The organism is Dendronalium sp. ChiSLP03b (genome assembly GCF_034531165.2).
Taxonomy (GTDB): domain Bacteria; phylum Cyanobacteriota; class Cyanobacteriia; order Cyanobacteriales; family Nostocaceae; genus Dendronalium; species Dendronalium minutum.
Map to the genome: position 1 here is coordinate 249,627 of NZ_JAVRBR020000016.1, position 18,118 is coordinate 267,744.

At 43.7% G+C, this 18,118-nt stretch carries 13 protein-coding genes; 5 read left to right on the forward strand and 8 right to left on the reverse strand.

Annotated features, from left to right (window positions below; translation table 11 throughout):
• Positions 1-360: 360 nt before the first annotated feature.
• Positions 361-2,106, reverse strand: a complete 1,746-nt coding sequence (locus RMY31_RS04305; protein WP_322657044.1) for a DUF3352 domain-containing protein — start codon at positions 2,104-2,106, stop codon at positions 361-363.
• Between the two features lie 308 nt (positions 2,107-2,414).
• On the opposite strand from RMY31_RS04305, the gene RMY31_RS04310 reads away from it, so the two are divergent.
• Complete coding sequence (locus tag RMY31_RS04310) at positions 2,415-3,230, forward strand: DUF1838 family protein (protein WP_322657045.1); 816 nt, start codon at positions 2,415-2,417, stop codon at positions 3,228-3,230.
• Between the two features lie 142 nt (positions 3,231-3,372).
• Here the strand turns inward: RMY31_RS04310 and RMY31_RS04315 are convergent, their stop codons facing one another.
• From RMY31_RS04315 to RMY31_RS04325, 3 genes are all read right to left on the reverse strand, one after another.
• Complete coding sequence (locus tag RMY31_RS04315; RefSeq protein ID WP_322657046.1) at positions 3,373-3,882, reverse strand: N-acetyltransferase; 510 nt, start codon at positions 3,880-3,882, stop codon at positions 3,373-3,375.
• 8 nt (positions 3,883-3,890) lie between these two features.
• The gene (gene arfB / locus RMY31_RS04320) at positions 3,891-4,304 is read right to left on the reverse strand and encodes an alternative ribosome rescue aminoacyl-tRNA hydrolase ArfB (RefSeq protein WP_322657047.1); all 414 of its coding nucleotides are present in this window, start codon (positions 4,302-4,304) and stop codon (positions 3,891-3,893) included.
• A gap of 354 nt (positions 4,305-4,658) precedes the next feature.
• Positions 4,659-5,609, reverse strand: coding sequence for an NAD-dependent epimerase/dehydratase family protein (locus RMY31_RS04325; RefSeq protein WP_322657048.1), 951 nt, complete (start codon positions 5,607-5,609; stop codon positions 4,659-4,661).
• Positions 5,610-6,030: 421 nt separating this feature from the next.
• On the opposite strand from RMY31_RS04325, the gene purD reads away from it, so the two are divergent.
• Positions 6,031-7,308, forward strand: a complete 1,278-nt coding sequence (purD, locus tag RMY31_RS04330; RefSeq protein ID WP_322657049.1) for a phosphoribosylamine--glycine ligase — start codon at positions 6,031-6,033, stop codon at positions 7,306-7,308.
• A 36-nt stretch (positions 7,309-7,344) separates the two neighbouring features.
• On the opposite strand, the gene RMY31_RS04335 is transcribed toward purD, so the two are convergent.
• On the reverse strand, positions 7,345-7,965 hold the full coding sequence (locus RMY31_RS04335; RefSeq protein WP_322657050.1) for a Uma2 family endonuclease: 621 nt from the start codon (positions 7,963-7,965) through the stop codon (positions 7,345-7,347).
• A gap of 252 nt (positions 7,966-8,217) precedes the next feature.
• Between RMY31_RS04335 and RMY31_RS04340 the strand changes: the two genes are divergently transcribed.
• A complete protein-coding gene (locus tag RMY31_RS04340) occupies positions 8,218-9,462 on the forward strand; it encodes an LL-diaminopimelate aminotransferase (protein WP_322657051.1) in 1,245 nt (414 codons plus the stop codon).
• A gap of 61 nt (positions 9,463-9,523) precedes the next feature.
• Here the strand turns inward: RMY31_RS04340 and RMY31_RS04345 are convergent, their stop codons facing one another.
• Positions 9,524-10,012: a hypothetical protein gene (locus tag RMY31_RS04345; protein WP_322657052.1), complete on the reverse strand. Its 489-nt coding sequence runs from the start codon at positions 10,010-10,012 to the stop codon at positions 9,524-9,526.
• A gap of 163 nt (positions 10,013-10,175) precedes the next feature.
• Between RMY31_RS04345 and RMY31_RS04350 the strand changes: the two genes are divergently transcribed.
• Positions 10,176-12,155 (forward strand): protein kinase domain-containing protein, encoded by a 1,980-nt coding sequence (locus tag RMY31_RS04350; RefSeq protein WP_322657053.1) that lies wholly within the window; start codon positions 10,176-10,178, stop codon positions 12,153-12,155.
• Positions 12,156-12,333: 178 nt separating this feature from the next.
• Here the strand turns inward: RMY31_RS04350 and RMY31_RS04355 are convergent, their stop codons facing one another.
• Positions 12,334-12,723 carry a pentapeptide repeat-containing protein gene (locus RMY31_RS04355; RefSeq protein WP_322657054.1) on the reverse strand — a complete coding sequence of 130 codons (390 nt, stop codon included), beginning with the start codon at positions 12,721-12,723 and terminating at the stop codon, positions 12,334-12,336.
• A gap of 382 nt (positions 12,724-13,105) precedes the next feature.
• Here RMY31_RS04355 and RMY31_RS04360 point away from each other — a divergent pair, with 382 nt between their 5' ends.
• Positions 13,106-17,698 (forward strand): ATP-binding protein, encoded by a 4,593-nt coding sequence (locus RMY31_RS04360; RefSeq protein ID WP_322657055.1) that lies wholly within the window; start codon positions 13,106-13,108, stop codon positions 17,696-17,698.
• A 50-nt stretch (positions 17,699-17,748) separates the two neighbouring features.
• Here RMY31_RS04360 and RMY31_RS04365 read toward each other — a convergent pair whose 3' ends face one another.
• On the reverse strand, positions 17,749-17,949 hold the full coding sequence (locus tag RMY31_RS04365; RefSeq protein WP_322657056.1) for a hypothetical protein: 201 nt from the start codon (positions 17,947-17,949) through the stop codon (positions 17,749-17,751).
• Positions 17,950-18,118: the final 169 nt, after the last annotated feature.

Below are 18,118 nucleotides of genomic sequence, written 5' to 3' on the forward strand. Positions count from 1 at the left end.
TGCCCCAGCCAATAAGAAGTTATAGCAACAATCATGCACATCGGTAATGCTGCTCTTAGTTATTTCTTCACCTGTCATCAGAGCGATTACTGAAAATTTATTGCTATCTTACAAATCTTTTAAATTAGGCTCGCTTTCGTTACTATTTTTGTAACAGCGTCAGGAGAAGAAGACGCGCAGAGGGAAAGGCGCAAAGATTCTCCGCATCTTTGCGATAAATTCCCTGTGTCCCCCGAAGTTTGCAAGGGCAGTGGAAACCCTCCGTTCGCACAGCTTCGACATGGGAGAAGTTCGCTTGGAAGGAAACCCACAAGAGCAACTTCTCTCCGTGTACCCGTGTCCTCTTTCCCTGTTCTTCCGCTATTCCTTTCTACTGGGAGCCAAGACAAGCAAAATGTCAAATTGTTCTCGCTCTGCTGTTGTAGAAGTCGTCGCACTAATGCTGTAAACCGAACCGATAATCTGTTTCCAAGGCTGAAAGTTTTGGTCGTTAAACACTGTCGGTAAAAAACCGTAAAGCCATGATAAGAAAGATCCCGTGTTTACATAGAAATAACCGTGGTTAGGAGAGGGTAAGGAATTGGTAGCAGTTTGGAAATTATAAGTTGAAGGCAACAATATATAAGGCTGCGGCACTAAGTCTGCAATTGCCCCAAATCCAGTTGTCACAATGACAGTGTTGTCATCTACCCAACTATAGGCAAGCAAGCTTTGTGAAGAATCGCCTCCAATATCCCAACTGGTAACAGGTTGACCTTGAATATTGTGAGTATTAACCACCACTCCCCCCATCAAGAAGGATTGGATCAATTCATCTAGCTTTTTGAGAGTTGCATCTGCTGCGGTTCGGTTGCTAGTTTGTACAGCTACACCTATGCCCATATTAAAGTTGGAGCCGGCAACAAATTTAAACAATCCTCCCTTTGTGGGAAACAGAAAAAAGCCATATTCACCGTCCATCCAACCCAGAATATCTTTGTCCCAATCTAGCCCTGTGCTAGTACGGACAAAATTACGGAACATTTCTAGATACTCTTTGAGTTGCGGCTTGGTACTGAATCCTTTAGCTAGCTGTTGCCACTGTTGATTTAGATTGCGACCAGTCAGAGCGGAATAGGTAGCACCAGGCATCCGGTCTAGCATAGTGCCAGTTTTTTTTGTAACAATTTTACTTTGTTTAGATTTGAGTGCTTGGCGATAGGCACTGACTTGTAAGCGCAGCCCTTCTGGTTGTGTTGTCACAAAGCCATTGACACTGCCATATTCTTTTACTTCTTCCAGATCGATTGTGTCAGCACCAAAGACGGGAAAAGGCAGATTTGGATCTTTGGAGATGTCGCTGATTAAAGGAATCAACGTAGCTAAGTTTTCGTAAAATGTAAACAGCACCCCATCGGACTGGGACTGCTTAAGTGTCTCTTGAAACTGAGGATTTTGTGCTAAAGTGGTGCTTCCTTCTGAAGCATCAATTAGCTGCTCAATAGCTTGAGCAGTGATGCTAGTAACAACGTATCCTGGGAGAGTAGCGATCGCAATCCCACGTTTCTTTTTCGGCAAGCCGGGCTTCACCAAGTTAGGCTTAGAAGACAACTTGAGCCTGCGGACAGAAGAGGGTAACGTGTTTCTAGGTGGAGCTACTTCCGGAGCATTCAGTTCTAGTATTGTAATACCTTTGTACTCCCGCTCCTTAACTCGTGATGTGTCTGCCTTGAGTTTCTCCAAAAGCGGCTGTAAGCGCGTTTCATCCTTCACCGGAGCCAGTATGAGAAAGTTAGAATCTATGCTGACAGGAGCAGATCCAACCTTTGGCAGAAACGCAAATGCCACTTGTTCTCCCAACCAAGACTCTATATCTTTTGCATAGTCCAACTCAAAGAGGGATGGTAAAAACTGCGACACTGCTTTAGAAGCGGTTTGAAACAAATAAAAGCGATTTAAAGTAGCCCAAGTTTTTCCTTTCGTATTAATCAACCCTACTAAGGGTGTATTGGCTGGCAAAATATTTGTAACAGCAGGAGTTTGAGATGGAGATGGCTGGCTCATCTCAGGAACGGGAGCGACAGTCAACGCGGACAGGAGTGATAGGGTAGCAACTGGTAATATCATTATGATGTAGTGACTTTTGTGTCAGATAATAGCGTAGTATTTTCGCTAGCATAAACCCAGTAACTTCCAAAACTAGCAGAAATTAATATCAGTTGTCTAAATCACAGCTACAAATGACTCTTCTCTACTTTTCGACTGTCCACTTGTAGCAACCTGAATGCGAGCAAAGCATAGATGCGTATTCCTTTGGAGTACCAGCAGGCTTGCGGCTTCTCGTATTGCTTTGCAGAACCCACAAGGTAGAGTAGCAATCCCAGGCGCAAGTTAATTGCTACCCTGATAATAGTTACGATCCAAGGCATGTGAAGATGAATAAAACAGACATGAGCGATCGCTTGGATGACTACGAAGTTAATAATCTAGATTTTTACAGAAAAAATCATGGATTACAGCTTTATTACAATTGGTCTGGAGAAATTTGGTGGCAAGAAGAACCAGACAAGCCAAAGGAGAAATTATTCTCTATTATTGGTATGAATGCTACGAAAGTATTTATCAAAATCGATCCTGAGTACGGTGAAGTCGGGTATCGTATCAATAGAGAATTGGGTTTATTTTGCGACCCAGTTACGCAAGAAATTCTCACTTCGTGGAAATCACCAAAGGCAAGTAAAGCAATACCAGTAGTACATATTGCTAATCGAATTGTACAAGGCTCGGTCAAACCCAAGAAATATCTCATACCCAAAGGCAGTGAATATATCACCTCTGTGATGGAAATTCCTTTAGAATACCCGCATCCATTAGCAGAAGATAGTAAATATTTAGACTATTGCCCTGGCGAAAAGTTTAGGGGAGTCGAATACTTTACATCACATGTTTGCCGACCTAATGTTTCTAATGTCCCTCCTGCTCAGTGGGCGAGGGACTGTTCTTGGATGCCGTGGATGAAGTTAGGATATGGTCATCAAGCTAAATTAAGGTTTGAAACAACAATATCTAGAGTTAATTCTTTTGAAGAACTTAATCCTAAATTGGTTCAGTTAGTGAGGGAAAAAGTACCAATTTATGAATTTGCACCTATGGAAAGCGATGAGCCAAATATGACGAGTATTCAGTACTTTAAGAAACACTTTGAATCTTACTTAAAAGGTGAGATTTTTCCACTAGAGGAAACTTGTTGATTGGTTATCCCTCTTGTGTCACTCTCCGAAAACAAATATTCCAGGCAACTTTTAAAACTCTAATTAGGGTTGAGTTTGTGGCTTGATTTTATAATACGTTCAATATAACTATTGCTTGAGACTAAAACTTGTGTGGTAACGGTTACACCTCATCAAAAGCAGGTGGATAAACAACCTTCCCCATATACTTTTGCTGATAATTTTGCAGTGGTTTAACCATGAAAACATCCTCTGGTACTGGAAAAGGAGACTCAATTCTATAAACAATAGAAGACTGAAAGCCAAAGCGAGTGTAGAAATGGGGATGACCTAATACAATTACTATGGCTTCTCCTGTTACATCTGCTATTTTTAACCCTGCTTCTACTAGTGCGCTACCAATACCTTGTCTTTGAAACTGTGGACGAACTGCCAAAGGTGCTAAACCAATTACCTGTAGTTTTTCTTCATTCACGAGATCGATATAGCTAAATAAAATGTGACCGACTACGACATTGCCAATCTTTGCTACTAGCGAAAGTTCTGGAATATAACGGTCTGAACGGCGAATTTTATCTACAAGTTTAGCCTCGTTTTCCTGTCCAAAGGCTAATTTATTTACCTCAGCTATTGCTGGATAGTCTGGCAAACTTTCACAACGGATGTCGATCATTTCAAATTTTAATCAATGACCTGCTTTCTCATGGACTTAATTTGTCCGCGCTTAGTTTTACTGTCAAGACGTTTTTTTTGAGAACTGCGAGTTGGTTTAGTGGGTTTACGTATTTGGGGCAAGACAACTGCGCTTAGTATGAGTTGCTTGAGTCTATGCATTGCTTCTTCACGGTTTTTTTCTTGGCTGCGATGTTCTTGAGCTTTGATGACAACAACTCCCTCTTGGGTGATACGTCGGTCGTTTAGCTTTAGAAGTTGCTGTTTATAGAAAGTGGGTAATGATGAAGCTTCAATGTCAAAGCGTAAGTGGATGGCTGTAGCAACTTTGTTCACGTTTTGACCCCCTGCTCCTTGAGAACGAATCGCGCTAATTTCGAGTTCGCTATCGGGGATGATAATTTTATTAGAAATTTGCAGCATAACTTATATATAGCTTAGTGGGGGCGATCGCTGTTCGCCAATTGCCTCCTCTTTGAAAATATCCCTCTTGTGTCACTTCCCCAGATGAAAAGATGTAACCCCTATTACACAAGAGTTTTAGTCTAAAGCAATGACTATATCGACCATATTAGAAAATCAAGCCACAAACCCAATCCAGTCAGATTTTTAAAAGTTTCCTTCAATTTTTGTTTTCAAAGAGTGACACAATAAGGATAATTGGGCGCATCTTCATACAGTATTGATATCATGAGATAACTGAGGAGGCTGAGAGACATTTTCATGCATGATGATGAAACTTATTTCATTAAGACTGCCTTCCGCCTCCAAATTTCATCAACTGTACAAAGATTTAATCCACTGCCATTCCCGCGTCAAACCCTCTTTTAGGGAAACTTGCGGCTGATATCCGAGAATTTTCCGTGCCTTAGATACATCAGCAGCTGTGTGCCGTGCATCTCCCATAGCTTTTTCTATGTGGTTTCTTTTGATTGGTTTCCCAATAATTTCTGCCATCGTGTCTAAGACTTCTGCCAAAACCACTCTGCTACCGCCGCCAATATTGAAGATTTCGCCCACCGCTTCAGGTACAGCAGCAGCAGCTAAATTGGCAGCAACAGCATCGCTAACAAATGTAAAGTCCCGTGTCTGCTGTCCATCACCGTAAACAGGAATTGCCTCGTCTTGCAAAATAGATTTAAAAAACTTATGAAATGCCATATCTGGGCGCTGTCTCGGCCCATAAACTGTAAAGTATCGCAACGCCACAAAAGGCACGCCAAAGTTTTTGTGATATAGACCGCATAAACGTTCAGCTGCTAACTTAGTAATGCCGTAAGGAGATACAGGTTGGGGACAAATTCCCTCGTGGGTAGGCAAAGTTTCAGCGTCGCCGTATACACTAGATGTAGAGGCAAGTACCAATCTTTTCAGGTGTTTAGCATCTTTTGCTGCTTCCAGTAAAACTTGTGTAGCGCTGATATTACGTTCAGTATAAAAACGGAAACCTTGACCCCAACTTGCTCTTACCCCTGCTTGTGCCGCCTGATGATAAATAACATCAACATCTTCAAGAATTGTCTGCAAATCTAAAAACTGAATATCTCCTTCAATTAAACTAAAATTAGGCGACAACTGTAAATGTGCAATATTCTTGTGCTTCAACATCGGATCGTAGTAATCATTGAATTCATCAATGCCGATTACTTCTTCTCCTTGTTGCAGTAATGCTTCTACAAGATGAGAACCAATAAATCCTGCTGCTCCAGTAACGATAATTTTAGCCATAACCCCTAGTTTTTGGATATATTCTGAATTTCAATATTCACAGGTTAATACTTAAGATGATTAAACGTCATTACTTGCCAAGTATTTTTAAATCAAACCTTTGAACTTGAGAAAAAGTAATTATAAATACTTAGTTAATTTCATAATAACGAAAAAACTTAAGTAAAATTATTTAGGATTTTCTCTTCTGATTGCATTTAAAGTATACAAATTATAATTAACTAACAAATTCAGTATTACCTAATAGTAAGCAGATAACAGCAATAAAACTTAAACATAGAGCAATATGTGAAGTTACTTTTCAGTTATTCTCGCTTAGTCATCGCAGAGGGGGCTTGCATAAGCATGAGAATTAGTGAAAAATTGATCCGCGAGTAGTCTTAGGGCATTCTCGTATCGCAAGGGACGCACGAGGAAATCAGTGAAAGTTTTAGTTGTAGGTAACGGGGGGCGCGAACACGCTCTAGCATGGAAACTATTGCAATCGAAGCAAATTGAGCAAGTTGTTTGTGTACCTGGAAATGGGGGTACGGCAATTATGGAACGTTGCCAGAATTTGCCTCTAGCAGTAGATAACTTTGAGGGCATCAGCCAATATGCTCTAGAACATGGCATAACTCTTGTGATAATTGGGCCAGAAGTGCCTTTAGCCAAGGGAATTACAGACTACCTGCAAAGCAAAGGATTAATGGTATTTGGGCCTACTAGAGCAGGAGCGCAGATTGAAGCGAGTAAGGCTTGGGCAAAAGCTCTGATGCAAGAAGCAGGAATTCCTACAGCCAAGGCTGCGGTATTTACAGAGGCAGCAGCAGCGAAATCTTATGTAAAAGCACAGGGAGCGCCCATAGTTGTTAAAGCTGATGGCTTGGCAGCTGGTAAGGGTGTGACAGTTGCCCAAACACTGGAACAGGCAGAGATGGCAATTGATGCAATTTTCCAAGGGCAGTTTGGCAGTGCTGGGAATTTGGTTGTCATTGAAGAATGTTTGATTGGGCAAGAGGTTTCAGTTTTAGCATTAACAGATGGCTTAACAATTCGACCTCTGCTACCCGCTCAGGATCACAAACGCATTGGTGAAGGCGATACGGGAGAAAATACTGGTGGGATGGGAGCCTATGCGCCAGCACCTATTGCTACACCAGAGTTAATGGCACGCATTCAAACAGAAGTTTTAGAAAAAACGATCGCATCTTTAAGATCCAAGGGCATTGACTACCGAGGCGTGCTTTACGCTGGGTTAATGATCGCACCCAATGGCGACTTTAAAGTTCTAGAATTTAACTGTCGCTTTGGCGATCCCGAAACGCAGGTGATTTTACCACTGTTGACAACATCTTTAGAAGAGTTGATTTTAGCCTGCGTACAGCAGCGTTTAGGCGAATTGCCACCCATTGCTTGGCACGAGGGTGCTGCTGCCACCGTCGTTGCAGCTTCCGGCGGTTATCCAGGAGAATACGAAAAAGGTCAGGTAATGACTGGCATTCCAGAGGCGGAGGCAGCAGGCGTAGTTGTATTTCATGCAGGTACTAAGTTAAACCAGCAACAACTAGTAACAGATGGAGGTAGAGTGTTAAATGTTACTGGGATTGGAGAAAATTTTGAGCAAGCGATCGCCCAGGCTTATGCTGGAATCAAGTCAATTCACTTTCCAGGGATGTATTATCGCAGAGATATCGGACATCGAGTGTTGAGTCAGTAGTCAGTGGTCAGTAGTCTGGTCAGTGGTCAGGAATTATCATTCTCTCCTCTGCCCCTCTGCCTCCCCTGCTCTGTTACGGATAGCCTGCTCAAATTCAACAACAGCGTCGTACTGGTCAGGTATGGCGATATAACGCAATAGCAAAGCAGGGTCTAAATCTGAGAAAAACCCACTTCTATTTGCTTGTTCATACTCGCCACCTTCAGTAAGACGAAATATTTTGATAGAGTTAGATTTCCAAAACCACACTTCAGGCACTTTTTTGGGCTTATATAAATCTTTTCTGTTAATAGTGCCACTAATGACTATAATTTCAATAACAATGTCAGGTGTTTCTTTATAGCTGCCAATACAGTAAGATTCATCAGGTGTCCCAGAAGCATACCCAGGTTCTTCTAAAGTAAAACCGCCACGACCGTAGAAGCGGATGCCCAACACTCTCATATAAGCTTCTAGTAAATAGCCGAGAGTTCTTTTCACATACTCATGCTTATCTCCAATGGGTGACATAATTTCTAATATTCCTGACAAATAAGACAGTCGGACATTTCGGTTATGCTTAAGTTGCGCCTCGATCGCTTTGAATTGCTCCCAAGAAACATCCTTTAGAGTTACCAGTTTTTCTTCCGTGGGCTGGCGGACAAGTGGAATGCTCATAACAACACTTCCTTAAAAAACCAAAATGAAAATTACATTTTCTTGTAGCTAAGTAAGTAGGCGCAATTAACTGAGTGCGCCAGTTTTAAATTTACTGGCTGGTCTAGTCTCCAGCATAAAATAAAATTTGGGAGCGATCGCCTACCATATTGAGTTTCTCGAAAATTAAATAGTGATATTACCAAAAGCAACAAAGGTATCCTACAGATAAATTAGCAGTAAGCTGTTTTAGTGCGTCTTTCACAATCCACTATGGCAACGATTAACGATAACTACCTGAAGCTGAAAGCTGGTTACCTGTTTCCCGAAATTGCGCGACGAGTTAACGCCTTCGCCGAAGCCAACCCCGATGCTAAAATTATCCGCTTGGGCATTGGCGATGTCACAGAACCTCTGCCGGAAGCTTGCCGCACAGCAATGATTAAAGCAGTGGAAGAAATGGGCGATCGCAATACTTTTAAAGGCTACGGCCCAGAACAAGGCTATGCTTGGTTAAGGGAGAAAATTGCTGCTCAAGATTTTCAAGCTAGAGGAGCAGATATAGATGCTTCCGAAATCTTTATTTCTGATGGTTCCAAATGCGACACAGGCAACATTCTGGAAATCTTTGGACATAACAACATTATCGCCGTTACAGACCCCGTTTATCCCGTATATGTAGATACAAATGTCATGGCGGGTAATACTGGGGCTGCCAACGAGAAAGGCGAGTTTGAAGGCTTAGTATATCTGCCAATTACCGCTGAGAACAACTTCACCGCCGAAATTCCCTCTCAAAAAGTCGATTTAATTTATCTTTGCTTCCCTAACAACCCCACCGGTGCAACCGCCACCAAAGAATACTTAAAAGCATGGGTAGATTATGCCAAAGCTAATAACTCGATTATTTTCTTTGATGCTGCCTACGAAGCTTACATTACCGATCCTGATATTCCTCACTCTATCTACGAAATTGCAGGTGCAAGGGAAGTTGCGATCGAGTTCCGTTCTTTCTCCAAGAATGCAGGCTTTACAGGAACCCGTTGTGCCTTAACCGTCGTACCGAAGACGCTGACTGCAAAAGCCGCAGATGGTTCAGATGTGGAAATATGGAAGCTGTGGAATCGCCGCCAGTCCACTAAGTTCAATGGCGTATCCTACATCGTACAACGGGGAGCCGAAGCTGTTTACTCCCAAGACGGACAAGCCCAAATTAAGGCATTGGTTGGTTTCTATCTAGAAAATGCCAAAATTATTCGCGAACAACTGACAGCAGCGGGATTGGATGTATATGGTGGCGTAAATGCACCTTATGTCTGGGTGAAAACCCCCGATGATTTATCCAGTTGGGAATTCTTTGATAAACTGCTGCACACCGTCAATGTTGTGGGAACACCTGGTTCTGGATTTGGTGCTGCGGGTGAAGGCTACTTCCGCATTTCAGCATTTAATAGTCGAGAAAATGTAGAAGAGGCAACCAAGCGAATTACCGAAAAATTTACAGCATTTATGAAATGAAGGAGTAGGAAGTAGGGAGTAGGGATTTCCCTACTCACTAATTACGAATTACGAATTATTATTAATCTTTTGGTAAATTTTCAAACACTTGCTTAACTAACTCCTTAGTCTTGTCTTCCAAACGTAGCCAATCTACTTCACCGAGTTCATCAATTAAACTGGTATCAATACTAACTGCCTCATTATCTGGACTGTAGTCCAAAAAGCACACTTGATAACACAATTCCCACAAATCGATACTGACTTGTTGCCCTTGACGTTGCAAATTCAGATGATATCCTGGATGGGGCATTGGCAGACGGCTGAGGGTTTTTCTGATTTCATCTGCTTGTTCTGATGTGGCGTTTTCCATTTCTTGCAACAACTGAGTTACCAACGCTTTCGTTTGATCTGTGGTGCTAGCTGGCCAAATCAATACATCTTCGTAAGTTCCTGTCCAAGTAGATGTGTCGAGATGCTTGCGAAGATTATCGACAACACGAATGAAAGCAGGTTGCATGAGAAGTTCAGCACGTTGCCATGTTACTGGATTTGTTATTCTGGGTGGCATTGGTCGTTAACAGGGGCACTATAAAGAAAAATTTACAGTCTGCGTTTATTAAAAAGCTGGATTTAGTCTAAATCTTTTCTCAAGATAACGGATTTCATTGCAGAAAATTTGGAGATATTTATTACCAGCTGAAAAATTTAGGTAATAACTCTGGGGAATGAATATGATAGGCAAGCTATTAGACCATCGTTACCAAATAATTAAAGTCCTTGCCGCGGGAGGATTTGGTCAAACTTACATTGCCCAAGATACTAGGCGGCCGGGTAACCCCATTTGCGTTGTCAAGCACCTACAACCTGCAACTGACCCCAGAGTTTTTGAGACTGCTAAGCGTCTATTTAATAGCGAAGCTGAAACCTTAGAACAATTGGGTAATCACGATCAGATACCTAGGTTGCTAGCTTATTTTGACGAGAACCAAGAATTTTATTTAGTACAAGAATTTATTGAAGGACATACCCTCACAGAGGAACTCATACCTGGTAAACGTTGGAGTGAAGACCAAGTAATTCAACTATTACAGGAAGTTCTCACCATCTTGGAATTTGTTCACGCTCAAGGGGTGATTCACCGCGATATTAAACCAGATAATATTATTCGGCGCGCCTCCGACCAGAAGTTAGTTTTAGTAGACTTTGGAGCGGTAAAGCAATTGCGTACGCCAATGGTGACAGTTGGCGGACAACCCTCTGCTACAGTGGCTATTGGTACTCCCGGTTATATGCCTACGGAACAAGGGCAAGGTAAACCCCGCCCTAATAGTGATATCTATTCTCTTGGCATCATCGCTATTCAAGCACTCACAGGAGTACAGCCAACACAATTGCAAGAAGACCCCGATACAGGCGAAATCCTCTGGCAGCATTTAGTACCTGTTAACTATCGACTGGCAGCAGTGTTGACCAAGATGGTGCGTTATCATTTCAAAGACCGCTACCAAACGGCAACAGAAGCACTGCAAGCATGTCAAAACGCTATTAATCCTGTGTTGACAGCTGCTACATCACAAGAATCGCCTAAAAACCGCAGTTACGAATTAAATAATTCTCCATCTCAAGTATCTCGGCAGCAAACCGTCGCAGTTGCACCCGCAAATCCTGCTACTGTTAAACCATCCCGTCGGAAAAACTCTCACAAACCCGACCCATGGCCGCTGTTAATTGGCATATTATTGGCGGGTGGTGCTGCGGCTTTAGCAGCTAATGTATATCCAAATGTCAAAAATTTCGCTGCTAATTTCACAGGCAGTAATAGTACTACAACAAACAAATGTTTGGCTGTAGTTACAGGTAATTCTAATGTGCGTTCTGAACCTAGTTCTATTAATTCTGATAATGTTTTGCAAACAGTTGCCGATAACACCAAATTTGAGGTTACTGGCAAGCGAACAAAACGAGGTTGGATAGAAATTAAACTAAACTCTAATCGTTTGGCTTGGGCACACTCGGATGTGATAGTTAATAATGACGAATGGATTTCTTGTCTGCGGGATAAAGGCGTTGCAATTAAGACAGTAGATGATAGTTCTCTAATTACTGCTTTACCAGTTCCCAAACCAAGACAAAAATCTAGAGATGGAGTAATTCCGTCGTCACAAATATCAAAATTACCACCTTCTAACACTGAAAAATCGGTTCAATCGCAGCCTAGTGTTGACACTGGCAAGATTGTAGAACAAGCAAAACAGAAGTATGATTCAGGAGATTTAGTTGGAGCGATCGCACTACTAAAGTCTATTCCAGCAAGTGCTTCTTCTGGGATTAAAGAAACAGCCGCAATAATTAACCAGTGGCAGCAAGATTGGGCTAAGGCAGATGCACTATTTAATGACATCAATAAGGCGTTAGAGAGTGGTCAATGGGATAAAGTTTTGGATTATAAAAACCATCCAGAACAGTTACCCAACACTCAGTACTGGCGAAAGAAAATAGAACCTTTGTTTAAACAAGCAGCCGAAAACTTGGCAAAACAGGTACTTTCTAATACTGAGAAACCAGATAATCAAAATAATTCCCAGCAGCAAGTAACCAATACAGATACACCAGATAATCAGAATGATTCTAAACAGGAACTTCCCAATACAGATACACTAGATGCTACAGAAAGTCCCAGTTCTGTAGCAACTCCTCAAAGCAGTTTTTAATCAAGGTTGGTTAACTACTTTTTAGAGGTAAAGGTAAAAATACAAGAGGGGAACGGGACGAAATCAACATCTCGATGATTTGGGCGATCGCATAAATTCCCGTCTTGTCCAATCGAGTTTGGCAAAAGTAGGAAACATCAATTAAGTTTATCTGTCCAACAGAGAGATTGTGTAGACTCTACCTCTCTCTAATTTGCAATCCTACTTGCACTGGATTAAAATCCTGAGGAAAATGGGTAGTGCGATCGCAATCTGCTTTTTCCAGTTTCGCTCCCTTAAGATCGGCTTGACAGAGATCCGCTGAAAATAACAAAGTTCCCCGGAGATCGGCATCTTGCAAATTAGCTTGACTGAGATTTGCAAAGCTGAGGTCACAGCCTCTAAGATTAGCACCACTGAGATTAGCTTCACTTAAGTCAGCATAGCTGAAGTCAGACCCTTTGAGATCGAGACCTCGTAAGTCAGCATCAACCAAGTTTGCTCTACTAAAATCCCGTTTTCCCTCTGCATACTTTTCTATGAGAGTCACGGCAGTATTAACGATATTTTGAGAATTTGTTTCAGACATAGAACCGCCTTAGAGCTTGTCTCGCGATCGCTGTAGTCGAAACTCATTAACGATGGTCTCTACCACACCAATTAATCATAAGCCTGCTGATGCACAAATCGGCAGCTATTGGAAATTTTGAGAAATTTTCTACTTCCTCACTAGTTTCTGAAATTTTTCTTTTAGTTTCAAATTGGTATAACAATCTCTATCTGGGGAGTAATAGACCCAAAAGACTATTCTGCTGCCAAAATTGGTATATGGCGATCTATTAACTTTGCTCTGCCTCATAAAGGTTCAGTTATTGTTTAAGAGCGCAGTACCGTATATAAAGAGAATTTTGACCAGCAGTTGACCACATTTTGAGCTTTGTGACAGAAGCATGACCAATGAGGAGGAACGAATGAAGAATGAGTCAACCTCAGCAAGCAACGCTGACGTAAATTTCCTTCTTGGCGGGGGTGAAATGGGTGCGCGGATGCGAGAAAAAGACTGGTCGAAAACATCGCTGGGTGCAACACACCAATGGCCGCAGAGCCTAAAAACGGCTGTGCGGATTATGCTGACTTCCCGTCAACCCATGTTTGTCTGGTGGGGCGAGGAACTGATTAACCTTTACAATGATGCTTACAAGACTATAGTAGGTGGTAAACATCCAGAAGCACTTGGACAGCCAGCTTCCTATGTATGGCGGGAAATATGGGATCAAGTAGGCCCTAGGGCGGAATCAGCAATGCTCAAGAATGAGGGCACATACGATGAAGCACTGCTGCTAATCATGGAACGCAACGGCTACCCAGAGGAAACCTATTACACGTTTTCATATAGCCCAGTTCCTAATGACCAAGGCGACACAGGTGGTATCATCTGCGCTAACACAGACGACACCCAGCGGATCGTCAATGAGCGTCAGTTGATGTTGTTGCGGGAACTGGCAGCTAAGACGGTAGATGCACGGTCATTTGATGAAGCCTGTACGCTTAGTGCTAGCTGTCTGGAAACCAACCCTTACGATTTACCCTTCGCAATGATTTATTTGGTCGATCCGGATAAGCAGCATGTTTTTTTGGCGGGAACTTGCGGCATTGAACGGAACCACAAAGCAGTACCAGGAACAGTCGCTCTCGATTCTGATACAGTTTGGCCCTTTGCGGAAGTCATCAAAACGCATCAGGCAAAAATAGTTTTCAATTTAGAAATATATTTTAGCGGTTTACCGTCGGCTGTTTGGCAGCGATCGCCACATCAAGCGGTGGCTGTGCCAATTGCATCATCAGGACAGACGGGAAAGGCTGGTATACTAGTTGTTGGTTTGAATCCGTTCCGGCTTTACGACGACAATTATAGAGGTTTTATTGATTTGGTTGCGGCTCAAATTGCAGCCAGCATCGCCAACGCTCAAGCTTACGAGGAAGAACGCAAACGCGCTGAAGCCTTAGCAGAAATCGATCGCGCTAAAACCGTCTTCTTTAGCAATGTTAGCCACGAATTCCGTACCCCACTAACCCTCATGTTGGGGCCACTAGAGGAAACCTTAATCAATTGTGCCACCCTGCTGCCACCCAACGAACGCGAGCAGTTAGAAATGGTACAACGCAATGGACATCGCCTGCTGAAACTGGTTAACACCCTGCTAGACTTCTCGCGCATTGAAGCCGGACGCGTGCAAGCTTCATACGAACCCACCGACCTTGCCATTTTCACCGCAGAACTAGCCAGTGTATTTCGTTCAACTATAGAACGGGCAGGAATGCAGTTATTGGTCAATTGTCCTCCTTTACCCGCACCCGTGTATGTAGATCGAGAAATGTGGGAAAAGATCGTCCTTAACCTACTCTCGAATGCATTCAAGTTCACCTTTACAGGAAAAATCGCAGTCAGTTTGCAGTGGGTAGAAGATGAAGAGGACGAGGGGACAGGGGGACACGGGGATACGGAGACAACCAGACAACGAGACAAGTTGCGTGCAAAGAGAAGTCGTCAGGAGGGTTTCCCTCCAAGCGAACTTTGGAGGGTTGCCTCCGTTGAGCAAACTTCGGGAAACACAGAGAATACAAATAAGAAACTCTCCGCGTCCTCGCGTCCCCGCCTCCCCGCTTCTGCATTCGTCGAACTGTCGATACAAGACACAGGAATCGGTATTCCAGCAGCAGAAATACCTCACCTGTTTGAACGATTTCACCGCGTCAAAGGAGCGCAAGGACGTACTTTTGAAGGGTCGGGCATTGGATTATCACTGGTGCAAGAATTGGTGCAAATGCACGGCGGCACAGTTCGAGTAACCAGTATTGTGGGAGAAGGCAGTTGCTTTACCATATTGATTCCTACGGGATCTGCTCATTTGCCGCCAAACCGGATTAGTGCTACTCGCACTTTAACTTCAACCGCATTAGGCGCGACCCCATATTTAGAAGAAGTTCAGCGTTGGCTACCAGAAGAGGCAGGGGAGCAGGAAGAGAAGTTGCCAGGAGGAGCCACTGCGTTGGACGGGTTACCCGGCTTGAAGCAAGTGGCGTGGTTTCCCTCCGAGCAAACTTCGGGGAGCAAGAAGAGAAGTTGCCAGGAGGGTTTCCCTCCAAGCAAACTTCGGGGAGCGGAGGGTCAACAGAGCCTAATTTCCCCTCTGCCCCTCTGCCCCTCTACCCCTTCGCTCAGAACCGCCCGTATTCTCCTGGCTGACGATAACGCAGATATGCGCGATTATGTCAAGCGGTTGTTAAGTCAGCAGTATGAGGTGGAAGCTCTGCCGGATGGTTTATCTGCTTTATATTCTGCTCGTCAGCATCTCCCAGACTTGATACTGACTGATGTTATGATGCCGAGATTAGATGGCTTTGGACTACTGCAACAATTACGGGCCGATCCGCAAACCAGAAAAGTTCCAATTATCTTGCTATCTGCACGGGCGGGGGAAGAAGCACGGGTGGAAGGTTTAGAAGCAGGAGCGGATGATTACCTGATCAAACCGTTCTCTGCCCGTGAATTGTTGGCGCGGGTAGAGGCAGCCCTAAAAATGGCTCGTCTTCGGCAGGAGACAATGCTCAGGGAGCAAGGGTTAAGAAAGGAAGCTGAAGTTGCAAAAGCACACCTAGAGACTGTGCTAGCAGGTATCCAAGACCAGTTCTTTGTGTTGGATCGAGAGTGGTGCTACACCTTTGTCAACGATCGCGTAGCGGAAGTTGTGGGTAAGCAAAAAGAAGAGTTACTAGGTAAGAGTATTTGGGAACTATTTCCAGAGCTGGTCGAAACTGAGTTTTTTACCCAGGTTCATCGAGCGATCGCCCAACAAACGGTGGTTCGATTCGAGTACTTTTATCCCACCTGGCATTGTTGGTTTGAGAATCGCGTCTACCCCTTTGCTGACGGGGTGAGCATATTTGTTACAGACATTACTTACCGCAAGCGAGTAGAAGCAGCCCTGCGTCAAAGCGAAGAACGATTCCGCAACATGGCTGACAATGCCCCTTTCATGGTCTGGGTGACTGACCCCACTGGCTATTGCACCTACCTCAGCAAAAGCTGGTACGAATTTTCCGGGCAGACTGAACAGACTGGTCTGGGATTGGGATGGATAGATGCAGTACATCCAGAGGATCGGAAATATACCAAGCAAAATTTTCTCGAAGCCAACGAACGCTGCCAAGGCTTTCAGTTGGAGTACCGCTTGCGGCGAAAAGACGGCGAGTATCGCTTTTGCATCGATGCTGCTAGCCCTTGGTTTGGAGTGAACGGTGAATACAAAGGTTACATCGGCTCAGTTATTGACATTACAGAACGCAAGCAAGCAGAAGCCGAACGCGATCGCCTCTTGGAACTCGAGCAAGTTGCCAGAACCAACGCCGAAAAAGCCAACCGTATTAAAGATGAATTTCTGGCGGTGCTGTCTCATGAATTGCGATCGCCTCTCAATCCCATTCTCGGTTGGGCAAAACTCTTACAGACCCGTGAGTTTGATTCAGACATACTGAAGAAAGCTATTGCCATAATTGAGCGTAATGCTAAATTACAAGCTCAACTCATTGAAGATTTGCTGGATGTCTCTCGGATATTGCAAGGCAAGCTCAACCTCAACATGCTTCCCGTCAACCTTGTGACCGTGATTGAGGCGGCAATGGATACAACGCGTTTGGCAGCAGAAGCTAAAAAGATTCAGATTCAAACCATGCTGGATGCTGCTGTTGGGCAAGTTTTGGGTGATTCTGGTCGTTTACAACAAGTAATTTGGAATCTCTTATCTAATGCCGTTAAATTCACTCCTGAAGGAGGAAAAATTACTATTCAACTGGAGCATGTTGACGCTCATGCTCAAATTATTGTCAGCGACACAGGCAAAGGGATTAGTCCTGACTTCATGCCTCATGTCTTTGAATATTTTCGTCAGGCTGATAGCACCACAACTCGAACCTTTGGCGGGTTGGGCTTAGGATTAGCAATTGTCCGTCATTTAATTGAGCTACATGGCGGTACAGTTTGGGCAGAAAGTCTAGGAGAAGAGCAAGGAGCTATTTTTACAGTCAGGTTACCGCTGATTCAGAAAGAATTAACCCCAACAAAAGACCCGAATCTTACTACCTTAAATGCTCCGACCAATTCCATCTTGACAGGCATCCAAATCTTAGTCGTAGACGATGATACAGATACCCGTGAATTCTACACATTCATGCTAGAACTGGCTGGAGCCAAAGTGATTGCTGTGGCATCAGCAGTGGAAGCACTACAAGCCTTGGCAGAGTCAGAACCAGATATTTTGCTGAGTGATATTGGGATGCCAGAGACAGATGGCTATATGTTGATGCGCCAAGTGAAAGCATTGCAGGCACATGGCAAACAAATTCCCGCGATCGCTTTAACTGCTTATGCTGGAGACTTCAACCAGCAACAAGCCCTGAAAGCAGGGTTTCAAAAACATTTGGCCAAACCCATTGAACCAGAAGAGTTAGTCAATGTAATTGCAACTTTAATTGGTCAAACTGTTGACCGATCGCTGTATTTATGATACCTGAATGCGCTTTAGCCCAATACCAATTTTGCAAAATTATTCCTACTCTAAATGTAATATAGCGGATTTAAAGTTGGTGAAGCAGCGCAATCTTGGGGGTTTCCACGCCAGTTGCTACCCTGCGGGAAGCCGCGCAGGGCGCGTCTACAAGTCTGCAAAGCCGCCCAACGCACTGGCTCGCCACGATCGACTGCTGTTAGCACAGCGAAGCGCGAGTTTTCGAGCGTCACCCGCAGGGTGAAGTACACCAGTTAAGTCTCGAAGTCAGGGATAAAGCCTGTTTTACTTCTGAATTCTGACTCCTGAATTCTGCTACGTGTCATTGCGAGGAGGAACGACGAAGCAATCGCAATGACTGGGATTGCTTCGTTCCTCTCTACGAGACGCTACGCGAACGCAATGACAGTCCATATTATA